The 25,194-nt window shown below is 68.4% G+C and carries 18 protein-coding genes; 7 read left to right on the forward strand and 11 right to left on the reverse strand.

All coding sequences use genetic code 11. The annotated features are described in order from the left end of the window. Position 1: 1 nt before the first annotated feature. From MRBLST15_RS16575 to MRBLST15_RS16595, 5 genes are read right to left on the reverse strand one after another with little or no spacing between them, the layout of a single operon-like run. Entirely contained in the window at positions 2 to 313 is a 312-nt protein-coding gene (locus tag MRBLST15_RS16575) for an STAS domain-containing protein (protein ID WP_025875628.1), read from the reverse strand. Further along, positions 303 to 965: an MlaC/ttg2D family ABC transporter substrate-binding protein gene (locus tag MRBLST15_RS16580; RefSeq protein ID WP_312705139.1), complete on the reverse strand. Its 663-nt coding sequence runs from the start codon at positions 963 to 965 to the stop codon at positions 303 to 305. The genes MRBLST15_RS16575 and MRBLST15_RS16580 overlap by 11 nt, the downstream gene beginning before the upstream one ends. Continuing rightward, positions 962 to 1,486 carry an outer membrane lipid asymmetry maintenance protein MlaD gene (gene mlaD / locus MRBLST15_RS16585; RefSeq protein WP_006404090.1) on the reverse strand — a complete coding sequence of 175 codons (525 nt, stop codon included), beginning with the start codon at positions 1,484 to 1,486 and terminating at the stop codon, positions 962 to 964. Before mlaD ends, MRBLST15_RS16580 begins: the two co-directional genes overlap by 4 nt. A 58-nt stretch (positions 1,487 to 1,544) precedes the next feature. Continuing rightward, positions 1,545 to 2,294, reverse strand: coding sequence for an MlaE family lipid ABC transporter permease subunit (locus MRBLST15_RS16590; RefSeq protein WP_367786836.1), 750 nt, complete (start codon positions 2,292 to 2,294; stop codon positions 1,545 to 1,547). After that, entirely contained in the window at positions 2,294 to 3,082 is a 789-nt protein-coding gene (locus MRBLST15_RS16595; protein WP_099821638.1) for an ABC transporter ATP-binding protein, read from the reverse strand. The genes MRBLST15_RS16590 and MRBLST15_RS16595 overlap by 1 nt, the downstream gene beginning before the upstream one ends. A 194-nt stretch (positions 3,083 to 3,276) precedes the next feature. Here MRBLST15_RS16595 and recC point away from each other — a divergent pair, with 194 nt between their 5' ends. The 3 genes from recC to recD are packed head-to-tail and all read left to right on the forward strand — an operon-like array spanning position 3,277 to position 12,166. Further along, positions 3,277 to 6,618, forward strand: coding sequence for an exodeoxyribonuclease V subunit gamma (recC, locus tag MRBLST15_RS16600; RefSeq protein WP_367786838.1), 3,342 nt, complete (start codon positions 3,277 to 3,279; stop codon positions 6,616 to 6,618). After that, the gene (gene recB, locus MRBLST15_RS16605; RefSeq protein ID WP_367786840.1) at positions 6,615 to 10,289 is read left to right on the forward strand and encodes an exodeoxyribonuclease V subunit beta; all 3,675 of its coding nucleotides are present in this window, start codon (positions 6,615 to 6,617) and stop codon (positions 10,287 to 10,289) included. The genes recC and recB overlap by 4 nt, the downstream gene beginning before the upstream one ends. After that, on the forward strand, positions 10,286 to 12,166 hold the full coding sequence (recD, locus tag MRBLST15_RS16610; protein WP_367786842.1) for an exodeoxyribonuclease V subunit alpha: 1,881 nt from the start codon (positions 10,286 to 10,288) through the stop codon (positions 12,164 to 12,166). Before recB ends, recD begins: the two co-directional genes overlap by 4 nt. 408 nt (positions 12,167 to 12,574) lie before the next feature. On the opposite strand, the gene MRBLST15_RS16615 is transcribed toward recD, so the two are convergent. The 6 genes from MRBLST15_RS16615 to MRBLST15_RS16640 all read right to left on the reverse strand — a co-directional run bounded on the left by MRBLST15_RS16615 (position 12,575) and on the right by MRBLST15_RS16640 (position 18,254). Continuing rightward, positions 12,575 to 12,973: a hypothetical protein gene (locus MRBLST15_RS16615; protein ID WP_312705135.1), complete on the reverse strand. Its 399-nt coding sequence runs from the start codon at positions 12,971 to 12,973 to the stop codon at positions 12,575 to 12,577. A 93-nt stretch (positions 12,974 to 13,066) separates the two neighbouring features. Continuing rightward, the gene (locus MRBLST15_RS16620) at positions 13,067 to 15,106 is read right to left on the reverse strand and encodes an FUSC family protein (protein ID WP_367786844.1); all 2,040 of its coding nucleotides are present in this window, start codon (positions 15,104 to 15,106) and stop codon (positions 13,067 to 13,069) included. Positions 15,107 to 15,109: 3 nt separating this feature from the next. Continuing rightward, positions 15,110 to 16,570: an efflux transporter outer membrane subunit gene (locus tag MRBLST15_RS16625; protein ID WP_312705133.1), complete on the reverse strand. Its 1,461-nt coding sequence runs from the start codon at positions 16,568 to 16,570 to the stop codon at positions 15,110 to 15,112. Continuing rightward, entirely contained in the window at positions 16,567 to 17,484 is a 918-nt protein-coding gene (locus tag MRBLST15_RS16630) for an HlyD family secretion protein (protein ID WP_265955972.1), read from the reverse strand. The genes MRBLST15_RS16625 and MRBLST15_RS16630 overlap by 4 nt, the downstream gene beginning before the upstream one ends. Next, complete coding sequence (locus MRBLST15_RS16635) at positions 17,481 to 17,690, reverse strand: DUF1656 domain-containing protein (RefSeq protein WP_010487502.1); 210 nt, start codon at positions 17,688 to 17,690, stop codon at positions 17,481 to 17,483. Before MRBLST15_RS16635 ends, MRBLST15_RS16630 begins: the two co-directional genes overlap by 4 nt. Positions 17,691 to 17,798: 108 nt before the next feature. Then, positions 17,799 to 18,254 (reverse strand): MarR family winged helix-turn-helix transcriptional regulator, encoded by a 456-nt coding sequence (locus MRBLST15_RS16640; protein WP_025875653.1) that lies wholly within the window; start codon positions 18,252 to 18,254, stop codon positions 17,799 to 17,801. 611 nt (positions 18,255 to 18,865) lie between these two features. Here MRBLST15_RS16640 and folE point away from each other — a divergent pair. The 4 genes from folE to MRBLST15_RS16660 all read left to right on the forward strand — a co-directional run bounded on the left by folE (position 18,866) and on the right by MRBLST15_RS16660 (position 25,141). Continuing rightward, on the forward strand, positions 18,866 to 19,477 hold the full coding sequence (gene folE, locus MRBLST15_RS16645) for a GTP cyclohydrolase I FolE (RefSeq protein WP_089241981.1): 612 nt from the start codon (positions 18,866 to 18,868) through the stop codon (positions 19,475 to 19,477). A 109-nt stretch (positions 19,478 to 19,586) separates the two neighbouring features. Then, the gene (locus tag MRBLST15_RS16650) at positions 19,587 to 21,056 is read left to right on the forward strand and encodes a DUF3375 domain-containing protein (protein ID WP_367786849.1); all 1,470 of its coding nucleotides are present in this window, start codon (positions 19,587 to 19,589) and stop codon (positions 21,054 to 21,056) included. Next, positions 21,043 to 21,744 carry a DUF4194 domain-containing protein gene (locus MRBLST15_RS16655; protein ID WP_100461634.1) on the forward strand — a complete coding sequence of 234 codons (702 nt, stop codon included), beginning with the start codon at positions 21,043 to 21,045 and terminating at the stop codon, positions 21,742 to 21,744. Before MRBLST15_RS16650 ends, MRBLST15_RS16655 begins: the two co-directional genes overlap by 14 nt. Before the next feature lie 16 nt (positions 21,745 to 21,760). After that, positions 21,761 to 25,141: an ATP-binding protein gene (locus MRBLST15_RS16660; protein WP_099821648.1), complete on the forward strand. Its 3,381-nt coding sequence runs from the start codon at positions 21,761 to 21,763 to the stop codon at positions 25,139 to 25,141. Positions 25,142 to 25,194: the final 53 nt, after the last annotated feature.

Genomic DNA, 25,194 nt, shown 5'->3' on the forward strand with positions numbered 1-25,194 from the left:
GTCAGCTCGCAGCAGAAGTAGCGTTGAAGTCCAGGTCGGGCGACAGCCGGTAGGCCGCGCTCAGTTCGTTGTAGCCGGCGGGGGCGCCGGAGATTGTCAGCGGATGGCCGCCCTGGCGCGCGCGTGCGGCCAGCTCGGCCAGCAACGCCAGGCCGGCGCTGTCGACGCGCTCGACCTCTGCCAGTTCCAGCCGCGACAGCTGCGCCGGCAGGGCCTGCAGTTGCGGCCACAGCGCGATCACCGCGGCACGGTCGAGCACCCCGCGCAGGCGCAGGGTGTCACCTTCCAGCAGCGCCAGCGCCTTATTTGCCATTGCCGGCCGGCCCGGCCTGCATGCTGCCGCTGCGCAGTTCGGTGGCCACCTGCTTGATGCCCTTCTGTCGCAGCGGGGCATCGAACTGGTTGCGGAAGGTCTGCACGTAGGAGATGCCTTCGATGTTGACGTCGAAGATCTTCCACTGGCCGCCTTCATTGCGCATCCAGTACTCGACCGGCGTCGGCTCGCTGCCGGCACGCACCAGCTCGGTGCTCACGCGCACGCCGCGGTTGCCCGGCAGCGGGCTCTCGCCCTTCAGGCGGAAGCTCGGCTTGCCCTGGATGTTGAGCAGGGTCGAGCCATAGCGCTGCATCAGGTTGTCGGCCATCGCATTGGCAAAAAGCTTGATGTCAGCGTCGGCAGCGCCACGGGCGTGCGTTCCCAGCACCAGGCGCGCGGCATAGTCGCGGTCGAAGGTGCGGTTGAGCTCGCTGTCGATGTAGCTGCGCAGGCTGGCCGGGTTGCCGCTGAATTCGGCACGGCGCTGCTGCAGGGTGTTGAGGATGCGCGTGCTGGCGTCGATCACCACCTTGCCAGCCTGGCCCTGGGGGGCGGCAGCAGCGGGGGCGGCGGCCTGCGCCTGGGCCAGGATCGGGGTGGCCAGCAGCAGCGACGAGGCGAGCAGGGCCGGGATCAGTTTCATCTTCATGGTTGCGGTTCCGTTGCAGGCGCTTGCGCGCCATCGTTGGGCTTCGGAGCAGCGCCGCCACCGGCGCCGCCACTGAACATGTATTTGCCGACCAGCTGGATCAGGTCCACGGCCGGCTGGGTGAAGACGATCTCTTCGCCGGGCTTCAGCACGTCCGGATCGCCGCCGGGTTGCAGACCGATATAGCTCTCGCCGAGCAAACCACTGGTGAAGATGCCGGCGGAGGTATCAGCCGGCAGATCCTTGACCTTGCTGTCCATGCGCAGGGTCACGATCGATTCGAACTTCACCGGGTCCAGGTCGATCGCGGCGACCTGGCCGACGGTGACACCACCGATCTTCACCGGTGCCTGCTTGCGCAGCTGGCCGACCTGGGAGAAGCGGGCCTTGAGTTCATAGCCTTCGCCACCCCAGCTCCAGCGCTGGTTGGTCGAGGCGACGGCCAGCACCATCAGCGAGGCCAGGGCCAGCAGCAGGAAAGCGCCGACGGAGAATTCGAGTCTGGGACCGCGGATGGCCATGTGGATTACCTGATCAGTCGTGGTGGCCGCGCGCCGATGCGCACCGCCGATGGAGGGGTTAGGTGAACAACATTGCCGACAGCACGAAGTTGAACATCAGCACCAGCAGCGAGGCGTTGACCACCGCACGGGTGGTGGCGACGGAGGTGCCTTCGATGGTCGGTTCGGCGTGGAAACCGACATAGGAGGCCACCAGGGCCGCGGTGCCACCGAAGATCGCCGACTTCAGCATCGCCACGCCGAAGTCGTCCCAGAAGTCCACGCTGCCACGCAGTGCCGACCAGAACACGCCGTTGTCCAGGCCCAGCACGTGCACGGCTTCGAAGTAGCTGGCACTGATCGCCAGCGAACAGAAGATGCCGGTCAGCAGCGGCACGGTCAGTACCGCCGCCCAGAAGCGCGGTGCCACGGCCTTGGCCACCGGGTCGATGGCCATCAGCTCCAGCGCCTTGATCTGGTCGGTGGCGCGCATCAGGCCCAGCTCGGCGGCGATCGAACTGCCGGCGCGGCCGATGAACAACAACGCGGTCAGCACCGGTGCCAGTTCGCGGTACAGCGACAGGCCGAGCAGGGTCGACAACGCGTCGGCCGCACCGAAGGTGGTCAGCGTGCGGTAGCCCTGCAGGGTCAGCACCAGGCCGACGAAGGCGCCGCCGACGGCGATGATCGGCAGCGAGCGCGCACCGATCTTGTAGATCTCTCGGGTCAGCTCGGCCAGGAAATCACGGGTCGGCAGCGAACCGCGCAGCACGGTCAACGAGAACAGGCCGGCACGACCCAGCGAGCGGGTGGCTTGCACGAACGGCATCAGGCAACCCTCGCACGCGGTGCGGCATCAAACGGGATGGGACCGTCGGGCTGGCCGTGCAGGAACTGCCGCAGCAGCGGGTCCTGGCTGGATTGCAGCGCCTCGGGCGTGCCCTGGAATACGATGCCGCCATTGGCGATCGCGATCACCTGGTCGCAGATCGGCAGGGTCTCGTGCACGTGGTGGCTGACGATGATGCTGGTCAGGCCCAGGCTGTGGTTGAGGCGCTGGATCAGGCTCATGATCACACCCGAGGCGATCGGGTCCAGCCCGGTCAGCGGTTCGTCGTAGATCATCAGCGGCGGGTCCAGGGCCAACGCGCGGGCCAGGGCCACGCGGCGGGCCATGCCGCCGGACAGTTCACGCGGCCAGGCATCGGCGGCCGCCAGCAGGCCCACTGAATGCAGCTTCATCTGCACCAGCCGGCGCAGCACCGGTGCCGGCAGGCGGGTGTGGGTGCGCAACGGCAGGGCGACGTTTTCGGCCACGGTCAGGTCGGTCAGCAGGCCATTGCCCTGCAGCAGTACGCCGACGCTCTTGCGCATCTCCAGCAGTTCGGCGGTGCGCTGCGGGATCGGCTTGCCGAACAGGGTGATATCACCCGTGACCGGGCGCAGTTCGCCGGTCAGCGCCGCCAGCAGGGTCGACTTGCCGCTGCCGGACGGACCCAGCACCGCGGTGATGCTGCCCTTGGGCACCTGCAGCGAAACGTCGCGCAGGATCGTGCGCCCGCTCCGGTCGATGCGGACGTTGGACAACTGCACCAGACTGGGAGTGGAAGCCGACATGGGCACCCTTAACGTTTTTTCGACATTGAAGCATCGGGTCAGGCTGCTGAACATAAGCAGACTGGACGGTCCAGTATTGTTGCACGGCCGGGCCGCCGCCAGACCGGGACAATTCCGGAAACGGCCGGAACAATCCGTCGCGATCACCGTACCCCGGGATTGAATACGGCCGGGTGTGCTGCACACTGTGCACAATGAGTGATCCGCGCAGCGATTTCCGTCTCTACCATTCCAATTCGCTGGACGTGCTGGCCGCCCTGCTGGCGCGCAACGTGCGTGTGCCGGTGCCGGGACAGCCGCTGCTGGCGCCGGAGGTGGTGCTGATCCCGCAGGTGGCGATGCGGCGCTGGCTGCAGGCCACCCTGGCTGCCGAGTATGGCGTGGCCGCCAATCTGGAATTCCTGACCCCCGGTGAGTTCGTCGCCCGTGCGTTGAACGCCAATGTCGATGGCGAAGCCGACGACCTGGACGCGGCCGCCCTGCACTGGCGCCTGTACCAGGCCCTGCGCGATCCGCAACTCCTGGCGCAGCCACCGATGCGTGCGCTGCAGTCCTATCTTGCCGGTGGCGACGCACTGAAACCCTGGGCCCTGGCCGGTGAACTGGCGTCGGTGTTCGAAAAGTACCAGGCCTGGCGCCGCGACTGGCTGCTGCGCTGGGAAGCCGGCGCCGATGCGGCCGACCCGCAGGCCATCCTGTGGCGCAGCATCGCCACCGGCCATGGTTACCGCGCGCGCCGCATCCAGGCCTACCTGGACCGCTTCGAGGGCGCCGGCCAACCCCTGCCGCAGGGCCTGCCACCGAGGATGTCGGCGTTCGCCACGCTCAACATCTCGCCCGACGTGCTGCGGGTGATGGCCACCCAGTCGCGGGTGGGCGAACTGCATTTCTACCTGCCCACGCCGGTGCAGTCCTACTGGGGCGACCTGCAGACCCTGGCAGAGCGCCTGCGCAGCGGTGCGCCGGACCCGTTTGGCGAGGCCGCCGGCGAGAACCGCCTGCTGGAAGCCTGGGGTGCGGCCGGCCGCGATTTCATGGCGGTGCTGGGCAGCTACGAGGTGGTGCATCCGGCCGGTGAGATCGCCGCCTATTCCGACCCGGAAGAAGATTCGCGGCCGACCATGGACCAGGGCGGCCTGTCCGACAGCCTGCTGCACCGCCTGCAGCGTGACCTGTTCCACCGCCGCGCATTGCCGTCGGGCGAACTGCGCGACGGCCTGCGCAGCGACGACCCGAGCCTGCAGGTGCATGCCTGCCACACCCGCCTGCGCGAGCTGCAGGTGTTGCACGACCAGCTGCGCAGCCTGCTGCAGGACCCGCGCTTCGACCCACCATTGCAGGCGCGTGAGATCGCCGTGCTGGCGCCGGACATCGATCCGTATGTGCCCTATCTGGAAGCGGTGTTCGGCGGACGGGGGGGCGACGACGAGCACATTCCCTACGCGTTGGCCGACAGCAGCCCCCTGGCCGGCGAGCCACTGGCCGATGTGTTCGTGCACCTGCTCGGCCTGCCGATTTCGCGCTTCGGCCTGAACGAGGTGCTGGACCTGCTGGCCAGTGCGCCGCTGGCCGAGGCCGCCGGTCTGGAAGCGGTCGACTTTGATCGGCTGCATGGCTGGCTGCAGCAGGCGGGCGCACGCTGGGGCCTGGATGCCAATCATCGCGACCAGCTGCAGGCACCCAGCGATGACGCCTACACCTGGCAGTTCGCGCTGGATCGCCTGCTGCTGGGCCACGCCACCGGCAGCGAGGTGGACCTGGCCGGGGTGGCGCCGTGGATCGAACTGGAAGGCGGTGCGCTGGATGCGCTGGATCGGCTGCTGCGCCTGCTGCGTGTGCTGGCCATCTACCAGCGCCGGCTCGGCGAGCTGCTGACGCCGACGCAGTGGCGGCAGCGCCTGCTGTCGCTGCTCGATGCGCTGCTGCCGACGCCGCCCAGCTCACCCAACAGCCAGCGCGCGCTGGAGCGCCTGCGCAAGCTGCTCAACCAGTTCGCCGAGGACGCGTACAGGGCCGGGTTCGTCGACGGCGTGCCGCCGGAAGTGGTGCGTGCGCACTTCGCCGGTGCCCTCGCCGAGGCCGATACGCGGGCGCCGCTGCTGACCGGTGGCATCAGCTTCGGCCGCATGGTGCCGATGCGCCTGCTGCCGTTCCGGGTGATCTGCGTGCTCGGCCTCAACGACGGTGATTTCCCGCGTCGTGACCCTGCCGCCGGCCTCAACCAGCTCACCGCCGAACTGGATACCCCTCGCCGCCGCCCGGGCGACCGCTCCACCCGCGAAGACGATCGTTTCCTGTTCCTGCAGTTGTTCGCTGCCGCGCAGGATGTGTTCTACCTCAGCTATCTTGGCGCGGACCCGCGCGATGGCAGCGTGCGCGAACCCTCGGTGCTGGTCAGCGAACTGATCGATGCCGCCGCGGCCTATCACCTGGATCCGCTGACCGCCACGCGGGACTTCACCGTGCGCCACGCGCTGCAGCCGTTCTCGCCGGCCGCCTTCGGCGATGGCGATCCGCGCCGCTTCAGCTACCGCCGACAGTGGCATCCGGCCGCCGGGCGGCTGGGTGGGGAGCGCGGCGGCCTGCTGCCGTGGTTCGACACCACACTGCCGCCACCGGCGGACGACGCGGTGGAAGAAGAGGTCCCGCTGGACAGCCTGCGACGTTTCCTGTGCGATCCGGCCGGCCAGTTCCTCGCGCAGTCGCTGGGCCTGCGCCTGGCTGATGACGTCGAGGACGTCGACGACCTGGAGCCGCTGGTGCTGTCTTCGCGCGGGCCGGAGAAGCGCAGCGTGCAGCTGGCCGTGGTGCAGGCCACCCTCGCCGGCGACAGCGAGCCGCTGTACCCGCGGCTGCGCGCACGCGGGCTGCTGCCGTCGGGCATCCTCGGCGAGCGTCAGTTTGAAATGGAGCAGCTCAAGACACGGCCGTACGCCACGGCCATGCTCGGCTGGCTGCAGGGCACGTCGCTGGAGAGCCGCCGCTACGAAGTGGAGATCGACGGTGTGCGCCTGCATGGCCGGGTCGGCGATCGTCATCCCGACGGCCTGGTGCGATTGCGCGCCGGTGCCCTCAACGGCAACGCGGTGATCCGCCAAGGGCTGGACTGGCTGTTGGCCAACGCCGCAGGCGATGCCTTGCCGCTGGTGCAGTTCCACGACGGTGGTGATGCCGGCCCCGGTCCGCATGTGTTGCCTGCGCTGACCGTGACCGCAGCCCGCGCGGCATTGCGCGCGCTGCTGCAGCTGCGCCAGCGTGGTCTGCGCGAGCCGCTGCGCTTCGCGCCTTACACCGGCTGGGTGCTGTTCAACGCGCCGGTGGAAAAGCAGCGCAGCGAAGGTTGGAAACAATGGCATGGCAGCGACCGCAGCTGGGGTGAAGCCAACAGTGATGCGTGGCAGCTGTTGCTGCGTGGCGCCGATCCGTTTGCCGACGACGCCAGTTACGCCGACCTGCTGCGCAACAGCCAAGTGGTCTTCAGCGCCGTGCGCGAGGGCCGCAGCTTCGGCATTGACCCACAGGCAGGCCACGCATGAGCAGCGTTGCCGGGGACCCCTTCATCGACACGCGTTTGCCCGACCCTTACCTGGCGTTGCCGCTGCACGGCACGCGCTTGATCGAAGCCAGTGCCGGCACCGGCAAGACCTTCACCCTGGCGACGCTGTTCACCCGGTTGGTGGTCGAGCAGGGTCTGCGCATCGGCCAGATCCTGGCGGTGACGTTCACCGATGCGGCTACCCAGGAGCTGCGCAAGCGCATCCGCGAACGCCTGGCCCTGGCCGCACGCCTGGTCGATCTGCCGCCCGGCGATGATGAAACGCCCGACGCGGCGCTGACCCGGCAGGTGCTGCAACGCCATCTGCAGGACGGCACTGAAAGCGCCAAGGCGTTGAAGCGGCGCTTGCAGGTGGCTGCCGATGAAATCGACCTGGCGGCGATCTTCACCATCCACGGCTTCTGCACCCGCGTGCTGCGCGAACATGCGCTGGAGAGCGGGCATACCTTCGACCCGCCGGAGCTGCTGGCCAGCGATCGCGAGCTGCTGGAAGAACTGGCCGCCGATCTCTGGCGCGTGCACGCCAACGACCCGGCCACGCTGGAACCGCTGACCTGGCTGTGGTCCACCCCGGATGCGCTGGCGACTGACCTGCGCGCGCTGCTGGCTTCGCCCCCCCTGCACCCGCGGCCGCAGCCGCTGGCGGTGGACGACCCGCACCCGGCCCTGCAGGACGCGGCGGTGGAGCTGTCGATGGCCGTGCGCGAGCACGGTGAGCGCTTCTTCCTGGACCTGTGCGAAGCGGTCGACAACAAGTGGATCAACGGCGTCTCCTACAAGCTGGGCTGGCTGCACCCGCTGGGCCGGCAGCTGTTGGGCTGGGCCGAGCGCGGCGACGCCGCCGAGCTGCTGTCCAGCGACCGCCTGCCGGCGCTACTGCCCGATGCACTGGTGGCCAAGACCAACAAGAAGTTCACCGAGCGCACACCGTCCTCGCCACTGCAGGCACCGCTGCAGCGCTACGTGGCACTGCTGGCCCAGCGCGAACAGTGGCTGCGGGCGAGTGCACTGAAGCTCCTGCATGCGCTGCGCGAGGAAGCCACCCAGCGCCTGGCTGCATTGAAACGCCTGCGCCGCGTGCAGACCTACGACGATCTGATCGACGGTGTGGCTCGCGCGCTGGAAGGACCGCAGCGGCTGACCCTGGTCAAGCAGCTGCGTGCGCAGTACCGCATCGCCCTGGTCGATGAATTCCAGGATACCGACGACCGCCAGTGGGGCATCTTCCATACCGTGTTCGGCGCCTCGCCGGAGGTGGACGAACTGGGGCTGCAGCCGGCGCTGTTCCTGATCGGTGACCCCAAGCAGGCCATTTATGGCTTCCGCGGCGGCGACATCCATACCTATCTGAAAGCCAAGCAGGTGGCCGAGCAGGCACCGGCGCTGGACCAGAACTTCCGCTCGCGCCCATCCGTGCTGCGCGCGCTGCAGGCGCTGTACGACAACGCTGGCGAAGACGCGTTCCTTGAACGCGACATCCAGTTCGAGCCGGTGCGCCCGGGCGGCGTGCGTGCCGATGAGGATTACCTGCGTGATGGCCGGGCCGCACCTGCACTCACCCTGCGCCTGCTGCGCAGCGAGGGTGAAAAGGCCTTCGGCGCCGATGCGTCGCGCGACGCGGCGACCCAGGCCTGCGTCGCCGCGATCCACCAGATCCTGCTGGAGGCGCGTGCTGGCACTGCGCTGCTGCGTGGGCGCCCGCTGCAGCCTGGCGATATCGCCGTGCTGGTGCGTTCGCATCGCGAAGCCACGCTGGTGCAGCGCGCGCTGGCTGCGGTCGGCATTCCCGCAGTGGCGGCCGGCAAGCAGAGCCTGTTCGCCACCAGCGAGGCCCGTGACCTGCGTGCGCTGCTGCTGGCCCTGCTGCAACCGGCCGACGAAGGGCGCCTGCGCACCGCATTGGCAACCGTGCTGCTGGGGCAGCGCGCAAGCGCGATTGCCAGCATGGAACGGGAAGGGGACCTGCAACGCGGGTTCCAGTCGCAGCTGCTGCACTGGCGTGAACGCTGGCAGCGAGGCGGTCCGTTCGCGGTGGTTGCCGATGTCTGCGCGGCGCAGGGCGAACGCCTGCTGGCGCTGATCGATGGCGAGCGGCGCCTGACCAACTACCTGCAGCTGGGCGAGCTGCTGCAGGAAGCCTCGGCGCAGGCACTGGGCATGCACGGCCTGCTGGACTGGCTGCAGGGACAGATGGCCAACGCCGACCAGGACGATGAGCAGCAGCTGCTGCGCTTGGAGTCCGACGCGCGGCGGGTGCAGATCATCACCCTGCACAAGAGCAAGGGCCTGGAATACCCGCTCGTGTTCCTGCCGTTCGTGGGGATCGATGGTGGCGCGCCGAACACGGCCACCCACTGCACCGTGCATCTGCAGGGCGAGCGCCAGCTGCACTGGAAGCTGGACAAGGACGACGCCTGGGAAGCGGCCAGCAGCCAGCGCGAGCGCGAACAGCGGGCAGAAGACGCGCGCCTGCTGTACGTCGGCCTGACCCGCGCCGAGCATGCGCTATGGATCGCCACCGGCGATCTGGCTGGCCACGCGAAAACCCGCCTGGCCCCGTTGCTGGGCGATCTGCAGGCGCTGCGCGCGCACGCGGACGTGGAGCTGGATGACAGCGCGTTGCCGGGCCGCCTGCCACAGCTGCTGGCCGAAACCGAAGGCGAGCTGCCCGCAGTGCGTGCGTTGACCCGGCGTGTGCCCCATGACTGGTGGGTCTACAGCTTTACCCAGCTGGCACATGCCGATGCGGGCAACGGGGACGACATCGAAGCGGCGGCCACCGAGCTGCCGGCACCGGCCGCCGACGAACCCGCCGGTGCCGAGCTGCCGCTGGAACCGGCACTGCCCGAAGCCGCTGCGGAAGACACGGCGCCGCCGGATCCGCGCTTCATGGGCAGCCGCTTCGGCAACGTCCTGCACGATGCACTGGAGAACGTCGACTTCGCACTGTGGACCGGCTGGCAGCCTGAGCAACCGGCACCGGAAGGACAGGCCGAGGTACTGCGCCGCTCGCTGCACGACGAAGGCTATGCCGACGAGGATCTGGACGACGGTGTGGCGGTGCTGGTGCCGCTGGTGGGCCACACCCTCACCGTGCCGCTGCCCGAAGGCGGCGCGCTGTGCAGCGTGCCCGAGCATGAGCGCCGCGCCGAGATCGAGTTCCACTTCGCCATCGAGCCGACCGCGGTGCCGGTGCTGCTGCAGCTGCTGCACGACCACGGCATCTCCAGCGCGCGGCGTGGCTTTGGCCTGCGCAGAAGGCTGGAAGGCCTGATGACCGGCAAGATCGATCTGACCTACGTGCGTGATGGCCGCTGGTATGTGCTGGACTACAAATCCAACCGGCTGCCGGGCTACAGCCCGGACCTGCTGGAGATCGCAATGCGCCACAGCGAGTACGACCTGCAGGCGCTGATCTACACCGTCGCACTGCATCGCTGGCTGCGCTTCCGCCTGGGCGCGGCCTACGACTACGCGCGCGACATGGGCGGTATCCGTTATCTGTTCTGCCGGGGTCTGGACGTTGCCGGCAACGGCGTGCACGTGCAGCGCTTCGCACCGGAACTGGTGGATGCGCTGGATGCCTTGTTTGCCGGCGGCGAAGCGGCCCAGGCCGATATGGCGGCGCGCGCGCGCGGAGAAACCGCATGAGCCTGCTGCGCGATCTGCATCGCGGTGGCCAGCTGCGCACCCTGGACCACGCCCTGGCCACCAGCCTCAAGCGCCTGCGCGAGGACACCCCGGACAACGTGGCGCTGGCGGCCGCACTGGCCTCGCTGGCCGTGGCGCAGGGGCACGCTGGCTTCGATCCACGCCAGCCACAGCGCCTGATCGACGGCGTGCCAGCATGGCCCGAGCCTGCGCAGTGGCTGGCGCAGCTGCAGGCCTCGCCCTGGGTAGCGACGCCGCAGGACGCCAGCGTCGCCGCAGAGGAAGCGCCGCTGGTGCTGGAGAACGGCCTGCTGTACCTGCGCCGTTACCGCGAGTACGAGCGGCAGCTGGCGGTCGGCCTGCAGCGCATCGGCCGCCATCCGCTGCCCGCACCGGAGATGGCTGCCGTGGCGCCGTTGTTCGCGCGGCTGTTCCCGCAGGCCGCCACCAGCGAAGACCAGCAGGCACGCGCCGCCGGCGTGACCCTGCGCCACCCGTTGGCTCTGGTCACCGGTGGCCCCGGTACCGGCAAGACCACCACCATCGCCCGTCTGCTGCTGCTGTTGGCTGCACAGGCGGTGCACGAGGGCTTGCCCGTACCGAAGGTAGCGCTGGCTGCACCTACCGGCCGCGCCGCCGAGCGCATGGCCGAAAGCCTGCGACTGGCCGTGCAGCGGCTGCAGGAGCAGGGGCTGGACCCGGCGCTGTGCACCGCGCTGCCCAGCACTGGCACCACCCTGCATCGCCTGCTCGGGGTGATTCCCGATTCACCGCGCTTCCGCCATCACGCCGACAACCCGTTGCCGGTGGACGTGGTGGTGGTCGACGAAGCCTCGATGATCGACCTGCCGTTGATGGCCAAGCTCGTCGACGCGATCGCCAGCGGCACCCGCCTGATCCTGCTCGGCGATCCCGACCAGCTGCCATCGGTGGAAGCCGGCGATGTGCTCAGCGCCATCCTGCGCGCCAGCGGCGATGGCATCGGCACCCGCGCCGACGACGCGCAAGCGCTGCATGGCCTGCTGGCACCGGCCACGCTGCAGCCGCAGGTAGCACCGCGCGCGTTCGCTGGCCGCCGTGTGCAGTTGCAGCGTGGCTACCGGCAGAGTGATGCGCTGGACCTGGCACCACTGGCGCAGGCCGTGCGCGGCGGCGACAGTGGCACCGCCCTTCGCCTGCTGCGCAGTGGTGAACTGGCCGGCGTCCGCTTCCATGAAGGCGAAGCCGATCCGTTGCGCGGCCAGCGCGAGCATCTGCTCGATCATTGGCGCGCGCTGGCCGACGCGGCGGATCCGGCGCAGGCGCTGCAGCAGGCTGGCCGCCTGCGGGTGCTGACCGCATTGCGCGAAGGCCCGCAGGGCGCGCGCGGCCTCAACAGCCGCATCGAACAGCTGCTGGCCGGCAACACCCCGGGCTACTTCCAGGGCCGGCTGCTGCTGATCACCGAGAACAGTTACCGCCATCGCCTGTTCAACGGCGATATCGGCATCTGCCTGCGCGATGGCAGCGGCGCGATGGTGGCCTGGTTCCCTGGCGAGACCGCAGACCAGCCCCGAGCCTTCCACCCGGCAGCGTTGCCCGCACACGAGAGCGCCTTCGCCATGACCGTGCACAAGGCGCAGGGCTCGGAGTTCGATGAAGTGTGGCTGCAGCTGCCACGGCAGGATAGCCGCGTGCTCTCACGCGAACTGGTCTACACAGGCCTGACCCGCGCCCGCCAGCGCCTGCAGGTAGCCGGCAGCGCCGACGTACTGGAGGCCGCGTTGAAGCGGCATGCCAGCCGCCTCGGCGGACTGGCCTGGCGGCTGGGCGCGGAAGAAGAGCCCGACGAACCAACGCGCATCGAACAACCCACGGTGCAGGGCCAATTGTTCTGAACCGGGGTCGGATCCCTTTCCCAAGGCCTCTGACCTCGTCTCTCCGATGTCGCATTTGCCCTTCTGGAATCACTAGCCAGAAGCAGTCGAGCATGGCTCGACTCTACAACGGCGCACTTCGATCATTTTGGCGTTCATCCACGGATGGCGTGGATCCATGTGTCGACCAAGGTCGACACCCACCAACAGCAGGCCATGCAATTCCGACAGATCGCGGAAACCTGTCGAAGGCGGGGTGGGTCCGGTTGCGGGGGCGTGAGCGCCATGGATGGCGCGACCGAGCTTACAGGGACGTACTTGCGGCGTCCCCCGCCACCGGACCCACCCCGCCATCCCACGGAATGCCGGCTTTTGACCTTGACGTTGATGTTGCCTCGGCAGGTGCAGGGCGCAGCCCTGCCGCCAAACCTACTCCGGCATCAACACCAGCCCATCCGGATACACGATCGCCGCTTCGTCAGCACTGACATCGAAGAACCCCACGCCGTGCTTCTCGGCCAGGTCCTGCACCAACCCATGCGCGCGCTCGGCCACCGAATACGCGAACGCGCCATAGATCACATCGCGGCCGATGCTGTACTCGGTCACTTCGGCGCGATCGTCATCGTCGTTGCTCAGCGGCCCGTTCAGCGGCGGAAAGACCGCCGCCATCTCCGCGAACCAGGCCTGCAGCGCAGGGCTGCTGACCGCCGGATCGTCGTACTCGTGGCGCTCGTTCCACTGCGTCTGCTTCTCGAACCAGGCGATGAAGGCCGCCGCTTCACGCGGGGCGACGCTGGCCTCGAACACCATCATGTCGTAACTCATTGAAACGTCCTGTGCAGTGCAGGGGTCAGAGCCTTCTCCTACGGAGAAGGGTCCGACCCCGGTGCGGAGTCTGTGGCCGCACAGGGTAGCGTGCTAGGGCTGCGGTGCCTCGGCTGTCAGCAGCCCCACCGTCAACGCCTTGGCCTCCGGGAACAGCGCGAACCGCAGGCCGACCAGGCCCATCAGCGCCTCGTCGCGCGCCTTGCACGCCGCGACGCTGCCGACCCGCCCCAAGGACGTGTCCAGTCGCTCGCGCAGCGCCTCGGCAGCGGCGATCGGCCTGCGCGCGGCGATCTGCCGGCGGTAATGCGCGGCGATCTCCTCCAGGATGTGCTCGACCGCCTCGCGGCTGCGCTCCGGCAGCTCAAGCCGCGCGCGGCGCAGCTGCAGGATGTTCAGGCCGATGCGGGCTTCGTTGAGCATGTCCACCGAGGCGATGTCGCTACCTTCCGGGGTCGCCGCCAGGCGCGGTGCCAGCAGGCCGAGCAGATCCAGCATGCGCGCGGCGAAGCGCTGGCGATCCTGCTGGCCACGGCCCTCGGCCGCTTCAGCCAACGTGGTCCAGCCCTGCCGTACCAGCCGGCGCGCGGTCCATTCGGCACCCACCGAGCGGAACAACCGCGTCATCACCACGGCAAACCCAATGCCGATGAACATCGCGATCGACGAGTTGGCGAAGGTCTGCACGTTGGCACTGTAGGTGTTCTGCAGGCTCAGCAGTGCGGCCAGGTTGACCGTCAGCGGCAGCGCGAACAGCGCGCTCTTCGGGTGGTGCAGCAGCAGGCCCAGTGGCAGGAACACCACCGCCAGCACCAGCGCCAGCAGCCCGAAGTCGTGCACGGCGGGGAACACGCCGAACAGGTACACACCGGCCACCAGTGACGCCACCATCGCCCAAACCAGGAACGAGACCATGCTCGGCGCCGGGTCATCCTGGGCAGCAAAGAAGGCGGCGGTCACCGCGGCCATCATCGCGCCGTTGCCACCGCCCTCCCAGCCCAGGCCGATCCACAGCACGCAGTAGCTCATCAGCGCCACGCCGGCACTGAGCGCGGAGAACAGCGCCATGCCGTAGTCCACGTGCTTGTCGGTGGCGGTGCGTTCGGTGCGGATGCGGTAGTGCGCACGGTCCAGTGGCGCGGTGCCCTGGTCGATCGCGTGCTGCAGGGTGCGGCAGTCCTGCCACAGGTCCACCAGCTCCTCCAGGCGCAGCAGCAGGCTGGCCAGCTGCAGGTGCTGCAGATCGCGGTCCACCTGCGGCTTCAGCGCACTGATGCGTGCGCGCAGGCGCGCGTAGTCGCTGGCACTGGACGGCGTGTCGATCCAGTCGTGGATGTCATCGACCAGCGTCGGCAGGCCCTCGGGCAGGGGCTGTCCATCGCTGCGCAGCGCACTCAGGCGATCGGCGATCGATGACAGCACCGGCAGCAGCAACAGCATGCGCTCGCGCAGGCGCTCCATCGACACCGCCGCACCGGCGTGGCGCGGGTCATCGCGGCGCAGGAACTCGATCAGTGCCTCGAACTGCACCAGGTCGGCCGCCAACCGGTTGCGCGGCGCATGCGCACGGCCGCGTTCGAGGATCTGCCGGCACCACTGCGCCGCGTCCTCCATCCAGTTGCCGATGCGCGCGCCCAGCATCGGCCGCACCGAGGCCGGGAACAGCAGCGAAGCAAACAGCACCGCCACTACCGTGCCCAGAATGATCTCCTCGCTGCGCGCCACCACGGTATCGAAGATGGTCTCCGGTGAGGTCACCGCCGGAAAGCCGATGAACGCAGTGGTGTAGCCGGCCAGCAGGAACGCGTAGCCGCGCGGGCCTCGGTTGAGCAGGGCCAGGAACAGGCAGCCGGCCAGCCAGATCGACATCGCCGCACTCAGCACCAGGGGTGTTTCCACCAGCGCGGGCAGCATCAGCAGGGTGGCCAGGCCGGCGGCCAGCGTGCCGAGGATGCGGTACACGCCCTTGGCCCGGGTCGGACCCAGCAGCGGCTGGCTGACGATGTACACCGTGCCCATCGCCCAGTACGGGCGCGACAGGTTGCCGGCCATGGCGATGTACAGCGCAACGATTGCTGCCAGGTAGGTCTTGATCGAGAACAGCCAGGCCTGGCGGTCGGTCAGCCCGTTCATCGCTTACCTCGCCGCCGTCGGCGCAGCCATAGCAGCGGCACTGTCCTGCCAGCCACCGCCCAGTACCAGGAACAGGTGGATCTGGTCGCGCGAGACCTGTGCTTCGGCCGCGGCCAGGGTGGCATCGCTGCTGGCCAGGCTGCGGTCGGCATCCAGGCTCGACAGGTACGGCGTGCGGCCGCCTTGGTACAGCCGGCGGTTCTGCTCGGCGGCCAGCGCGGCCTGCTCCTGCGCCACTTTCAACGACTGCAGGCGGCGCAGATCCTGCGCATAGCGGTCCAGCGCGGTCTGCGTTTCGCGCAGCGCCTGCAGCACGGCATGGTCGAACTCGGCCAGCGCTGCATCGGCGCCAGCCTCGGCGGCGTGGATGCGTGCATGCGTGCCCGAGGACGGCAGCGTCCACGAGATCAGCGGGCCGAACGACCACTGCTGGGTCATCGGCTGGCCGAAGTCTTCCAGCAGGCCGGCGGCGCCGACCGAGGCGCCCAGGCGGATGTCCGGGTACAGCTCGGCAGTGGCCACGCCAATCCGCGCGGTGGCCGAGGCCAGCTTGCGTTCGGCCTGGCGGATGTCGGGACGGCGCTGCAGCAGGGCGCGACCATCACCGACCGGAAGCGGCTGGGCAAGGGTCGGTGCGTGCGCGCAGTCGATCACCCCGGCCGGCAGCTGGCCCGGGGTCTGCCCCAGCAGTGCCGCCAGCGAATAGGCCGCGGCCGAACGCTGCGCGCGCAACGGCGGCAGCGCGGCTTCCAACAGGGCCACCTGCGCATTGGCGCGGGCCAGCTCCGGCGGCGTGCCGCGGCCTGCGCTGATCAACCGCTGGGTGACCGAGCGGCTGCGCTGCTGCAGCTGCAGCGAGTGCTCGGCGACATGCAGCTCATGGTTGGCGTGGCAGATCTCCAGGTAGCTGTCGGCCACCTCGGCCACCACGCTCACCTGGGCCAGATCACGTGCGGCGGCCACCGACTGTTCGTCGGCGCGCGCCGCTTCGGCACCGCGCTTGAGCTTGCCGAACAGGTCGAACTGGTAGCTGACCGCGAACTTGCCGTCGGCGAGGTTGATCACCGGCAGCTCGTGCTCCTGCAGGAACGACTCGGCCGACAACTGTGCGCGGCTGACCCCGGCTTCGGCCTCGTACTCGAAGCCACCGGCATCCATCGCCTGCTCGTACACGGCGGCGGCGCGACGCAGGTGCGCATCGGCGGCCTTCAGTTCGACGTTGTCGCGCAGCGCCTGGGTGATCAGCCCGTCCAGCACCGGGTCGTTGTACAGGGACCACCAGCGCGCCGGCAGCGCCTGGTTGGCGGCTACCTGCGGGTTATCGGTGTCGATGAAGGCCGCATTGGCCTGCGGGCGCTTGAACGCCGAGCCTTCCGGCAATGCATAGTCCGGGCCGACGGTCTTGCACGCGGCCAGGCTGGTCAGGGCGACGATCAGGCCAAGGCGGGGCAGGGCGGTGTTCACAGGCCCGCCTGTGTCGGCGCAGCGCCGGCCTTCTTGTTCTGCACGCGGCGGCCGGTGTCCACGGTCACCGTGGCGGTGCGCCCGGCGATCAGTTCCACCCCGGCAGGCACTTCGTCAATGGCGATGCGCACCGGAATGCGTTGCGCCAACCGCACCCAGTCGAAGGCCGGGGTCACGTTCGGCAGCAGGGTGCTGCCGTTGCTGCGGTAGCGATCCTCGATGCCGGCGGCGATGCTCTCGACATGGCCATGCAGGGGCGTGTCCTCGCCCATCAGGCGGATGTCCACGCGTTGCCCCGGGGCCACGCCGCGCAGGCGGGTTTCCTCGAAGTAGCCATCGATGCGGAACGAACCGGTATCCAGCAGCGCCAGCACCGGCTTGCCGGCCACCACGTAGTCGCCCACGCGCATGGTGCGGTCGTTGACCCGGCCATTGGCCGGCGCACGCACTTCGGTGCGGGCCAGGTTGAGCTCGGCCAGGTCCACCGCGGCCTGTGCAGTGGCCAGTGCGGCTTGTGCGGCCTGCAGCTTGGCCCGGCGCACTTCGGCGTCCTCGGCGGCAACCAGATCCTGCAGGCTGCGGTCGCGGCCGATCTCGCGGCGCAGCTGCGCCACCGACGCCTGCCGTTCGGCCAGGCTGGCGCGGCTCTGCTCCAGTGCGATGCGATAGCGCGCGCGGTCGATCACGAACAGCAGGTCGCCCTTCTTCACTGCCTGGTTGTCGGCCACCTGCACGGTTTCGACCAGGCCGGACACATCCGGCGCTACCTGCACCACGTCGGCGCCAACGTGCGCATCGCGGGTCCATGGCTCGTCCATGTAGTAGACCCACAGCTGGCGCAGCACCAGCAGGGCGACGATCACGGCTGCGCAGGTGAGCAGCACCGGCAGGGTTTTCTTCACGATCTTGTTCACGATTGCATCCAACGCAGGAGGTGGAACAGCAGGCCCAGCACGATCCCGTACAAGGCCAGGTTGAACAGCGCCGGGTGCCATACGTGGCGATAGGCGCCGGCACGCTGCAGCAGCGCGTGCAGGCCGCTGTTGACCAGGTAGGCCAGCAGCATCAACCCGAGCAGGGTCGGGACGAACACTCCGTGGAGACTGAATTCACCGGGCATCGGTAGGGGCGGGGGCGGTATGGGGAAGGGGAGGCGGAACAGAACAACGGCAACGGGCAAAAGCCGCTGGCGCATGCACGGCAGCGGCGGTGTTCACGGACAGCGGGCTTACGTGATGCGGTCGGCAGCCTCGGCCAGCAGGCGCCACGCCTTCAGTACGGCGTGCAGTTCATCCATGGACAGTTCGCCGAACACGTCCTGGCGCAGGCCGATCAACTGATCTTCCAGTTCGCGCACCAGCGCCTGGCCTTCCTCGGTCAGCCACAGCAGGTTGGCGCGGCGGTCGCTGGCATCGCATTCGCGGCGGACCAGCCCACTGGCGCAGAGCTTGTCCAGCAGGCGCACCAGCGACGGGCCTTCCATGCCCAGCTGCTGGGCCAGTGCAACCTGGCGGATGCCACCGCCGGAGCGGCCGATCATCAGCAGGGGCATGGTGCAGGCGGTGGAGATGCCGTAGCTGCCCAACCGGCTGTCGGCCAAGCGCTGCCACTGCCGCCCTGCGTACAGCAGGCCGGAGCTGAGCTGCATCTGCAGCACGGTGCGCTCGTCGAGGGGTCGGTCCATAAGTAATAGATAGGATACTACTAATTTCATTCCTATCAATAGGTTTTGCTGAATGGGTGAGGTGTAGTGAGGAAGGCGTTGCGACTGCTGGGTCTCGGTTCGGGCGGCGGAGGGCCGGGCGGGGCAGGGCACGCTGCAAGTACGTCCCTGTAAGCTCGATCGGCGCATCCATGCGCCTCACGGACCTGCCCCGCCCGGCCCTCCACCACTCACCCATCACCCCGCGAGCGCGGAGGGTTGGCTCTTTAAAGGCAAGGGCTTAAAGGCAAGGGCAGAAGCAGGGCGGACCAACGGTCCGCAACCACCAAGGCGGCGCGCGCAGTCTCCGAAGCCATGAACCCCAGCTTTTGACCCCGCTTTCGGGCGGTCCGGCCGCGCCCGCAGGAAACCGTCAGGGAGCGGGAAGGGCGGCAGGGCAGGACCGTGAGGCGCATGGATGCGCCGACCGAGCCCCCAGGGATGGGTTTACGGCGTGTCCTGCCCTGCCGCCCTTCCCGCTCCAAACCGATAGCAGTCCGGCGCCGCGCGTCACCCCCGATGAACCGTCCCCAGAGGACGACCCACCCCCCGGTCGGGTACGATGCTCGCCCCCCGTTCGGGCGCTGTATGCAATGAGCAAGAACAACGAAAAGGCCGCCCCGCAGGGCGATGTGACCCAGGTCCAGGCCGAGGATGCCGTGCGCACCCTGCTGCGCTGGGCCGGTGAGGACCCCACCCGCGAAGGCCTGCTGGATACCCCGCGCCGCGTGGCTGAAGCCTATGGCGACTGGTTCAGCGGTTACCGCGACGACCCGCGCGCCTATATGGAACGCACCTTCGAGGAAGTGGCCGGCTACGACGAACTGATCGTCCTGCGCGACATCGAATACGAAAGCCACTGCGAGCACCACATGGCGCCGATCATCGGCCGCGTGCACGTCGGCTACCTGCCAGCCGGCAAGGTGGTGGGCATCAGCAAGCTGGCGCGCGTGGTCGAAGCCTACGCCCGCCGCTTCCAGGTGCAGGAAAAGATGACCGCGCAGATCGCCCAGTGCATCCAGGATGTGCTGCAGCCGGTTGGTGTCGGCGTCGTCGTCGAAGGCGCCCATGAGTGCATGACCACCCGCGGCATCCACAAGCGTGGCGTCAGCATGGTCACTTCGAAGATGCTGGGCAGCTTCCGTGAAGACGCCCGCACCCGCGCCGAGTTCCTGCGCTTCATCGAAGTGGGCGGCAAGCGCTGAGCGCCGTCGCCTCCCGGTGGCGGCCCTGCGTGGCCGCCGCTTTCGCCGTGCCTGCGCCGCGCCTGCGCGCGCGCGCTGGCCGCCGCGCCCTTCGGACCGATCTCGCTGCATGAAGCACCGCGAACGCATCACCCGTTATCGCCACCTGCGCGAACAGCCGCAATGGAAGCTGCTCGCCGCCGACCACGCACCGGAAATCATCGGCCTGCTGCAGGGCCTGCTGATGGAAGGCGATCGCACGTTGCCGGCGTCGGTCCTCAACGAGCGCCTGCAGCGCGCGCTGGACCAGCTCAACGGTGACGAGCTGTCGCGCGAGCTGCCGCGGACCGCGCAGGCCTACGTCGCCCATTGGTTGGCGCAGGGCTGGCTGGAACGCCGGCTGCCCGAAGGCGCCGACCAGGAACAGTACGAACTGTCGACCCAGGCGCTGCAGGCGATCCGCTTCGCCGACAGCATGGAGCAGGCCCGCGTGGCCGCCACCGAGAGCCGACTGGCCTTGGTGATCGAACAGCTCTCGCAGCTCGCCGCGCAGACCGAGGCCGATCCGGACGCACGCCTGTCCGCACTGCGCGACGAGCGCGACCGCATCGATGCCGAGATCGCCCGTGTCGGCGCCGGCCGTGTGACCGCGCTGGATGGCAAGCGCGCGCTGGAACGTACGCGGCAGATCATCGGCTTGGCCGACGAACTGACCGAAGACTTCCGCCGCGTGCGCGACGACTTCGAACAGCTCAACCGTGATTTCCGCGAACGCATCATCGATGACGAGGGCGAGCGCGGCGACGTGCTGTCCAAGCTCTTTGAGGGCGTGGACGTGATCGGCGAGAGCGACGCGGGTCGTAGCTTCCAGGCGTTCTGGCGCCTGCTCAACGACGCCGAACAGAGCGCCCAGCTCGATGCTGCGCTGGAGACGCTGCTGGCCCGTGGCTTTGCCCGACGGCTGGACCGCAACGAGCGCAATTTCCTGCGTGGTTTCACCAGCACCATGCTCGAGCGCGGTGGCCAGGTGCATGACGTGCTGCAGAACTTCGCGCGCAGCCTGCGCGGTTTCGTGCAGAGCCGTGGCTACCTGGAACAGCGCCGCCTCAACCAACTGTTGAAACAGGCGCAGTCCGAAGCACTGGCGTTGCGCGATGACTTCCCGGCGCAGCGCGCCATCGGCCGCGACCTGCAGCTGACCACCAGCCGCCTGCGCTCGTGGTCGCAGTGGAAGCTGCACGACCCGCGCAGCGCCCAGGTCGATGGCAACGTCGAATACAACGATGCGGCCAGCATCAGCCTGGAAAGCGTGGGCGACCTGGTGGCCTCCTCGGAAATCGATTTCCGCACCCTGCGCCGCGACCTGCACGACCTGCTCGACGCGCAGCCGAAACTCAGCATCGCCCAGGCCCTGTCGCAGCGCGAAGCGCCGCAGGGGCTGGGCAGTGTCATTGGCTACCTCTCGCTGGGCACGCGCTTTGGCAGCGTGATCGCCGGCGAGCAGGAGCTTGCCGAATGGCGTGGTGGCGACGGGCAGATCCGTCGCGCCCGCATCCCGCTGGTTTGGTTTACCCAGGAGAGACGCCATGAGCTGGCATGAAGACCCCATCGACGCACCGCATGCCGACCTGGCCGAAGACGCTTACGAGGCAGAGCCGGTGACGACCGTGGTGCAGCCCCGGCGCGGCAACGACGTCTACTACATGGGCGACACCGGCCGCCTGCCGCTGGATGCGCGCCGCGCGCTGTGCCAGCTGCTGATCGGCCCCAGCATCGACCAGCTGCGCCACGCCAAACTGTGGCCGGCACTGATCCGCAGCGAAGCCGGCATCCGTTCGGCACTGTCGGACCTGTTCCTGGAACTGGTGCTCGACCGCGACAGTGGCGTGGCGTTCACCCGCCAGGCCGATACCGAGGACGTCGATGCGCCGGTACTGCTGCGCACGTCGCCGCTGACCTTCATCGATTCGGTATTGCTGCTGTACCTGCGTCAGCAGCTGGGCGAAGCCGATGCACGCGGCAACCGTGCCGTGGTCGCCGACGCCGAAATGGCCGAGGCGCTGGCCATCTACGAGAAGAATCTGTCCACCGACCGCGCCGGCTTCAACCGCCGTGTCGCCTCGGCGGTGCAGAAGATGAAGGACAACCACATCCTGACCCGCCTCGGCGGCCAGGAAGACCGCCACGAAGTCTCGCCGGCGTTGAAGCTGCTGTTCTCCGCCGAAGACGTATCCCAGCTTTCGGCGGTCTACCGCCAGCTGCGTGAAACCCCGGCCGCTGAAGCCTGAGAGACCCGAGCACCGCATGGCCATTTCCAAGCACACTCCCGCCCTGTTCAACGACGGCCTGCCGGACCCGCGCCTGCAGCAGTTCCGCATGCGTCGCCTGCAGGTGCACAACTGGGGCACGTTCAACGGCCTGACCGAAGTGCCGATCGCCGAGCGTGGCTTCCTGTTCGTCGGCCGCTCCGGCTCTGGCAAATCGACCCTGCTCGATGCCATGTCCGCACTGCTGACGCCACCGGCCATCGTCGACTTCAACGCCGCTGCGCGTGAAGCCGAGCGCAGTGGCCGCGACCGCAACCTGGTGTCCTACGTGCGCGGCGCATGGGCCGACCAGCAGGACAGTGGCACCGGCGAAATCGCCACCCAGTACCTGCGCAAGGGCGCCACCTGGACCGCGCTGGTGCTGGAGTACCGGGCCGGTGATGGCCGCGTGGTCAGCCTGGTACGCCTGCTCTGGATCGCCGGCAGCAGCACCTCCGCCGGTGACGTGCGCAAGCACTACATGATCGCCGAGCGTCCGTTCGACATCGCCAAGGATCTGGGCGGCTTCGACCTGGATCTGCGCAAGCTCAAGCAGAAGCTGGCCGACGTCCATCACTTCGATACGTTCTCCGGCTACGCCGAACGCTTCCGCCACCTGCTCGGCATCGACAACGAGATGGCGCTGCGGCTGCTGCACAAGACGCAGTCCGCGAAGAACCTGGGCGACCTGAACGTCTTCCTGCGCGACTTCATGCTCGACACGCCGAAGACCTTTGACGCCGCCGAACGACTGGTCAGCGATTTCGCCGAACTCGATGGCGCGCACCAGGCCGTGGTCACCGCGCGGCGTCAGGTCGAAACCCTGCAGCCGGCGCGCGAACATTACGGCGACCTGCAGGCGATGAGCCGCCGTCGCGGCGACGACGAAGCGCTCAAGCTCGGTATCGACAGCTTCCGCGAAAGCCGCCGCCAGTTGCTGATCGAAGCGCGCCTGCGCGAGATGGACACGCGTGATCGTGGCCTGTTGGGTGAAGAGGCGCAGCGTCGTGCGGCGCTGGACAACCACACCGAACGCCTGGCCGAGCTGGAACTGCAGCGCCGCCAGCAGGGCGGTGAGCGCATCGAGGAACTGGAACGCGAACAGGGCCGCGCCGAAGCGGAGCGCGACCGCCGCTTGGCCAAGCAGGCGCAGGCGCGTGACGCCGCACAGAAGCTGCAGGCCGCGCTGCCCGAGGATGCACATGGCTTCGCCGAGCTGCTTGAGCAGGCGCAGTCCGAACTGGAAGACCGTCAGCGCGCGTCGAGCGCTCTGGACGATGCCATCAGCGAACGGCTGGGCGGCAAACGTGACGATGAGCGGCGCTTCTCCGAAGTGCGTGGCGAACTGGAGGCCATGCAGCGCACGCCCTCCAGTATTCCGGCACCGATGCAGAAGCTGCGTGCGCGCCTGGCCGAAGAAACCGGTATCTCCGAAGCGGCCTTGCCGTTCGTCGGCGAACTGATCCAGGTCCGCTCGGAAGAGCAGAGCTGGCAGGGCGCGATCGAGCGTGTGCTCGGTGGTTTCGCGCAATCGCTGCTGGTCGACGACAAGCACTACAACGACGTCGCCGAGTGGGTGAACCGTACCCACCTGGGCATGCGTTTCACCTACTACCGCGTGCGCCGCAATGACGAAGCGTTCGCTCGCGAGCCCTCCGCGAAGTCGCTGCTGCACAAACTGGAACTGCGCGACCACGTGTTCGAAAGCTGGCTGCGCCGCGAACTGGGCAAGCGCTTCGACTACGAATGCGTGGACGCCAAGCAGCTGCGCAACGTCGACCGCGGCATCACCCGCGAAGGCCAGGTCAAGCATCCGGGTGACCGCTTCGAGAAAGACGATCGCAGTGCGGTGAACGATCGCCGCCGTTGGCTGCTGGGCTTCAGCAACCGCGACAAGCTTGCTGTTTTCGAGAAGGAAGCGCAGGAACTGGCCGCCCGTATCGCCAGCTGCGATACCGACATCGCGCGCCTGCGCAGCCAGCGTGACCGCGACAACGAACGTCGCCTGGCCTGCCATCAGCTGGTCGGCATCAGCTGGAACGAAATCGACGTCGCCGCGCCTCAACAGCGCTTGGCCGACATCGAGGCCAGCCTGCACGCCCTGCGCGAAGGCAATGCTGACCTGGCCAGGATCGCCCAGCAGATCGACGCCACCCGCGCCGATATCGAACAGGCCCGCCGCACTTACGAAGACACCCGCGTCGAGCGCGGCCAGCTGGTGCGCGAACGCGACCGCCTGGACCGGGCCCGCCAGCAGAGCCGTGCACTGGTGTTGCCGGCACTGGCCGAAGACCAGGAAGCCGGCCTGGCCGAGCGCCTGCAGGAGCAGGGCCCGCTCAGCCTGGAAACGCTGGAAGCGCACATGCGCCAGGTCAGCAACGCGCTGAACGAACAGCTGTCGTCCTCGCAGCAGGACGTCAACCGCGTCGAGAACCTGCTGCTGGGCTGCTTCCGTCGCTTCATCCAGCAGTGGCCGGAAGAATCGGGCGACTTCACCGTGTCGGTGGCCTCGGCCGAGGATTTCCTCGCCCGCCTCGAACGCCTTGAACGCGATGGCCTGCCGCAGCACGAAGAACGCTTCTTCGACCTGCTGCAGAACCAGAGCAAGAACAACCTGCTGGCGCTGCAGCGGCACAGCGCCGAGGCCCGCAAGTCGATCGGCCAGCGCCTGGACGAAGTCAACGCCAGCCTCGAGCAGGTGCCCTTCAACCGTGGCACCCTGCTGACCATCGAGCTGAACGACCGGCGCCTGCCGGAAGTGCAGGAGTTCCACCAACAGCTGCGCGAGGTGCTGTCGCAGCAGCAGACCGAGCAGCGCGACGTCGCCGAAACGCAGTTCACCGTCCTGCGCCAGCTGGTCAACCGGCTGGGCTCGCAGGAAGGCGAAGACAAGCGCTGGCGAGAGATTGTGCTGGACGTGCGCCTGCACGTGGAGTTCATCGGCGTGGAGCTGGACGTGGAAACGCGCCAGCAGGTCGAAATCTACCGCAGTGGCGCCGGCAAGTCCGGTGGCCAGCGGCAGAAGCTGGCCACCACCTGCCTGGCGGCGGCACTTCGCTACCAGCTCGGCGGTGCCGACAGCCAGCTGCCCAGCTATGCCGCGGTCGTGCTCGACGAAGCCTTCGACAAGGCCGACAACGAGTTCACCGCGCTGGCAATGAACATCTTCGACAACTTCGGTTTCCAGATGGTGGTCGCCACCCCGCTGAAATCGGTGATGACGCTGGAGCCGTTCATCGGTGGCGCCTGCTTCGTCGAAATCAGCGGCCGCCACGATTCGGGCGTGCTGCTCATCGAGTACGACGAAGAAGGCAAGCGCCTGAAGCTGCCGGAGCGCAGCCGCCAGCAGGCCGACGAACCGGAAGAAGCCGAGGCCTGACCGCTTCGGCCTGCGGTAGCGCCGGGCCATGCCCGGCGGCGCTTGCGGCCGGA

The sequence above is a fragment of the Stenotrophomonas sp. LST15-1-1.1 genome, from assembly GCF_040815575.1.
GTDB lineage: Bacteria > Pseudomonadota > Gammaproteobacteria > Xanthomonadales > Xanthomonadaceae > Stenotrophomonas > Stenotrophomonas lactitubi_B.

What these genes read in the sequence shown, in the direction of transcription:
- MRBLST15_RS16640 (WP_025875653.1), bottom strand. Translation starts at nt 18,254, where the DNA reads ATGGACCGACCCCTCGACGAGCGCACCGTGCTGCAGATGCAGCTCAGC.
- MRBLST15_RS16660 (WP_099821648.1), top strand. Translation starts at nt 21,761, where the DNA reads ATGGCCATTTCCAAGCACACTCCCGCCCTGTTCAACGACGGCCTGCCG.
- recC (WP_367786838.1), top strand. Translation starts at nt 3,277, where the DNA reads ATGAGTGATCCGCGCAGCGATTTCCGTCTCTACCATTCCAATTCGCTG.
- MRBLST15_RS16655 (WP_100461634.1), top strand. Translation starts at nt 21,043, where the DNA reads ATGAGCTGGCATGAAGACCCCATCGACGCACCGCATGCCGACCTGGCC.
- MRBLST15_RS16620 (WP_367786844.1), bottom strand. Translation starts at nt 15,106, where the DNA reads ATGAACGGGCTGACCGACCGCCAGGCCTGGCTGTTCTCGATCAAGACC.
- MRBLST15_RS16615 (WP_312705135.1), bottom strand. Translation starts at nt 12,973, where the DNA reads ATGAGTTACGACATGATGGTGTTCGAGGCCAGCGTCGCCCCGCGTGAA.
- MRBLST15_RS16580 (WP_312705139.1), bottom strand. Translation starts at nt 965, where the DNA reads ATGAAGATGAAACTGATCCCGGCCCTGCTCGCCTCGTCGCTGCTGCTG.
- folE (WP_089241981.1), top strand. Translation starts at nt 18,866, where the DNA reads ATGAGCAAGAACAACGAAAAGGCCGCCCCGCAGGGCGATGTGACCCAG.
- MRBLST15_RS16650 (WP_367786849.1), top strand. Translation starts at nt 19,587, where the DNA reads ATGAAGCACCGCGAACGCATCACCCGTTATCGCCACCTGCGCGAACAG.
- mlaD (WP_006404090.1), bottom strand. Translation starts at nt 1,486, where the DNA reads ATGGCCATCCGCGGTCCCAGACTCGAATTCTCCGTCGGCGCTTTCCTG.
- MRBLST15_RS16590 (WP_367786836.1), bottom strand. Translation starts at nt 2,294, where the DNA reads ATGCCGTTCGTGCAAGCCACCCGCTCGCTGGGTCGTGCCGGCCTGTTC.
- recB (WP_367786840.1), top strand. Translation starts at nt 6,615, where the DNA reads ATGAGCAGCGTTGCCGGGGACCCCTTCATCGACACGCGTTTGCCCGAC.
- MRBLST15_RS16575 (WP_025875628.1), bottom strand. Translation starts at nt 313, where the DNA reads ATGGCAAATAAGGCGCTGGCGCTGCTGGAAGGTGACACCCTGCGCCTG.
- MRBLST15_RS16635 (WP_010487502.1), bottom strand. Translation starts at nt 17,690, where the DNA reads ATGCCCGGTGAATTCAGTCTCCACGGAGTGTTCGTCCCGACCCTGCTC.
- MRBLST15_RS16595 (WP_099821638.1), bottom strand. Translation starts at nt 3,082, where the DNA reads ATGTCGGCTTCCACTCCCAGTCTGGTGCAGTTGTCCAACGTCCGCATC.
- recD (WP_367786842.1), top strand. Translation starts at nt 10,286, where the DNA reads ATGAGCCTGCTGCGCGATCTGCATCGCGGTGGCCAGCTGCGCACCCTG.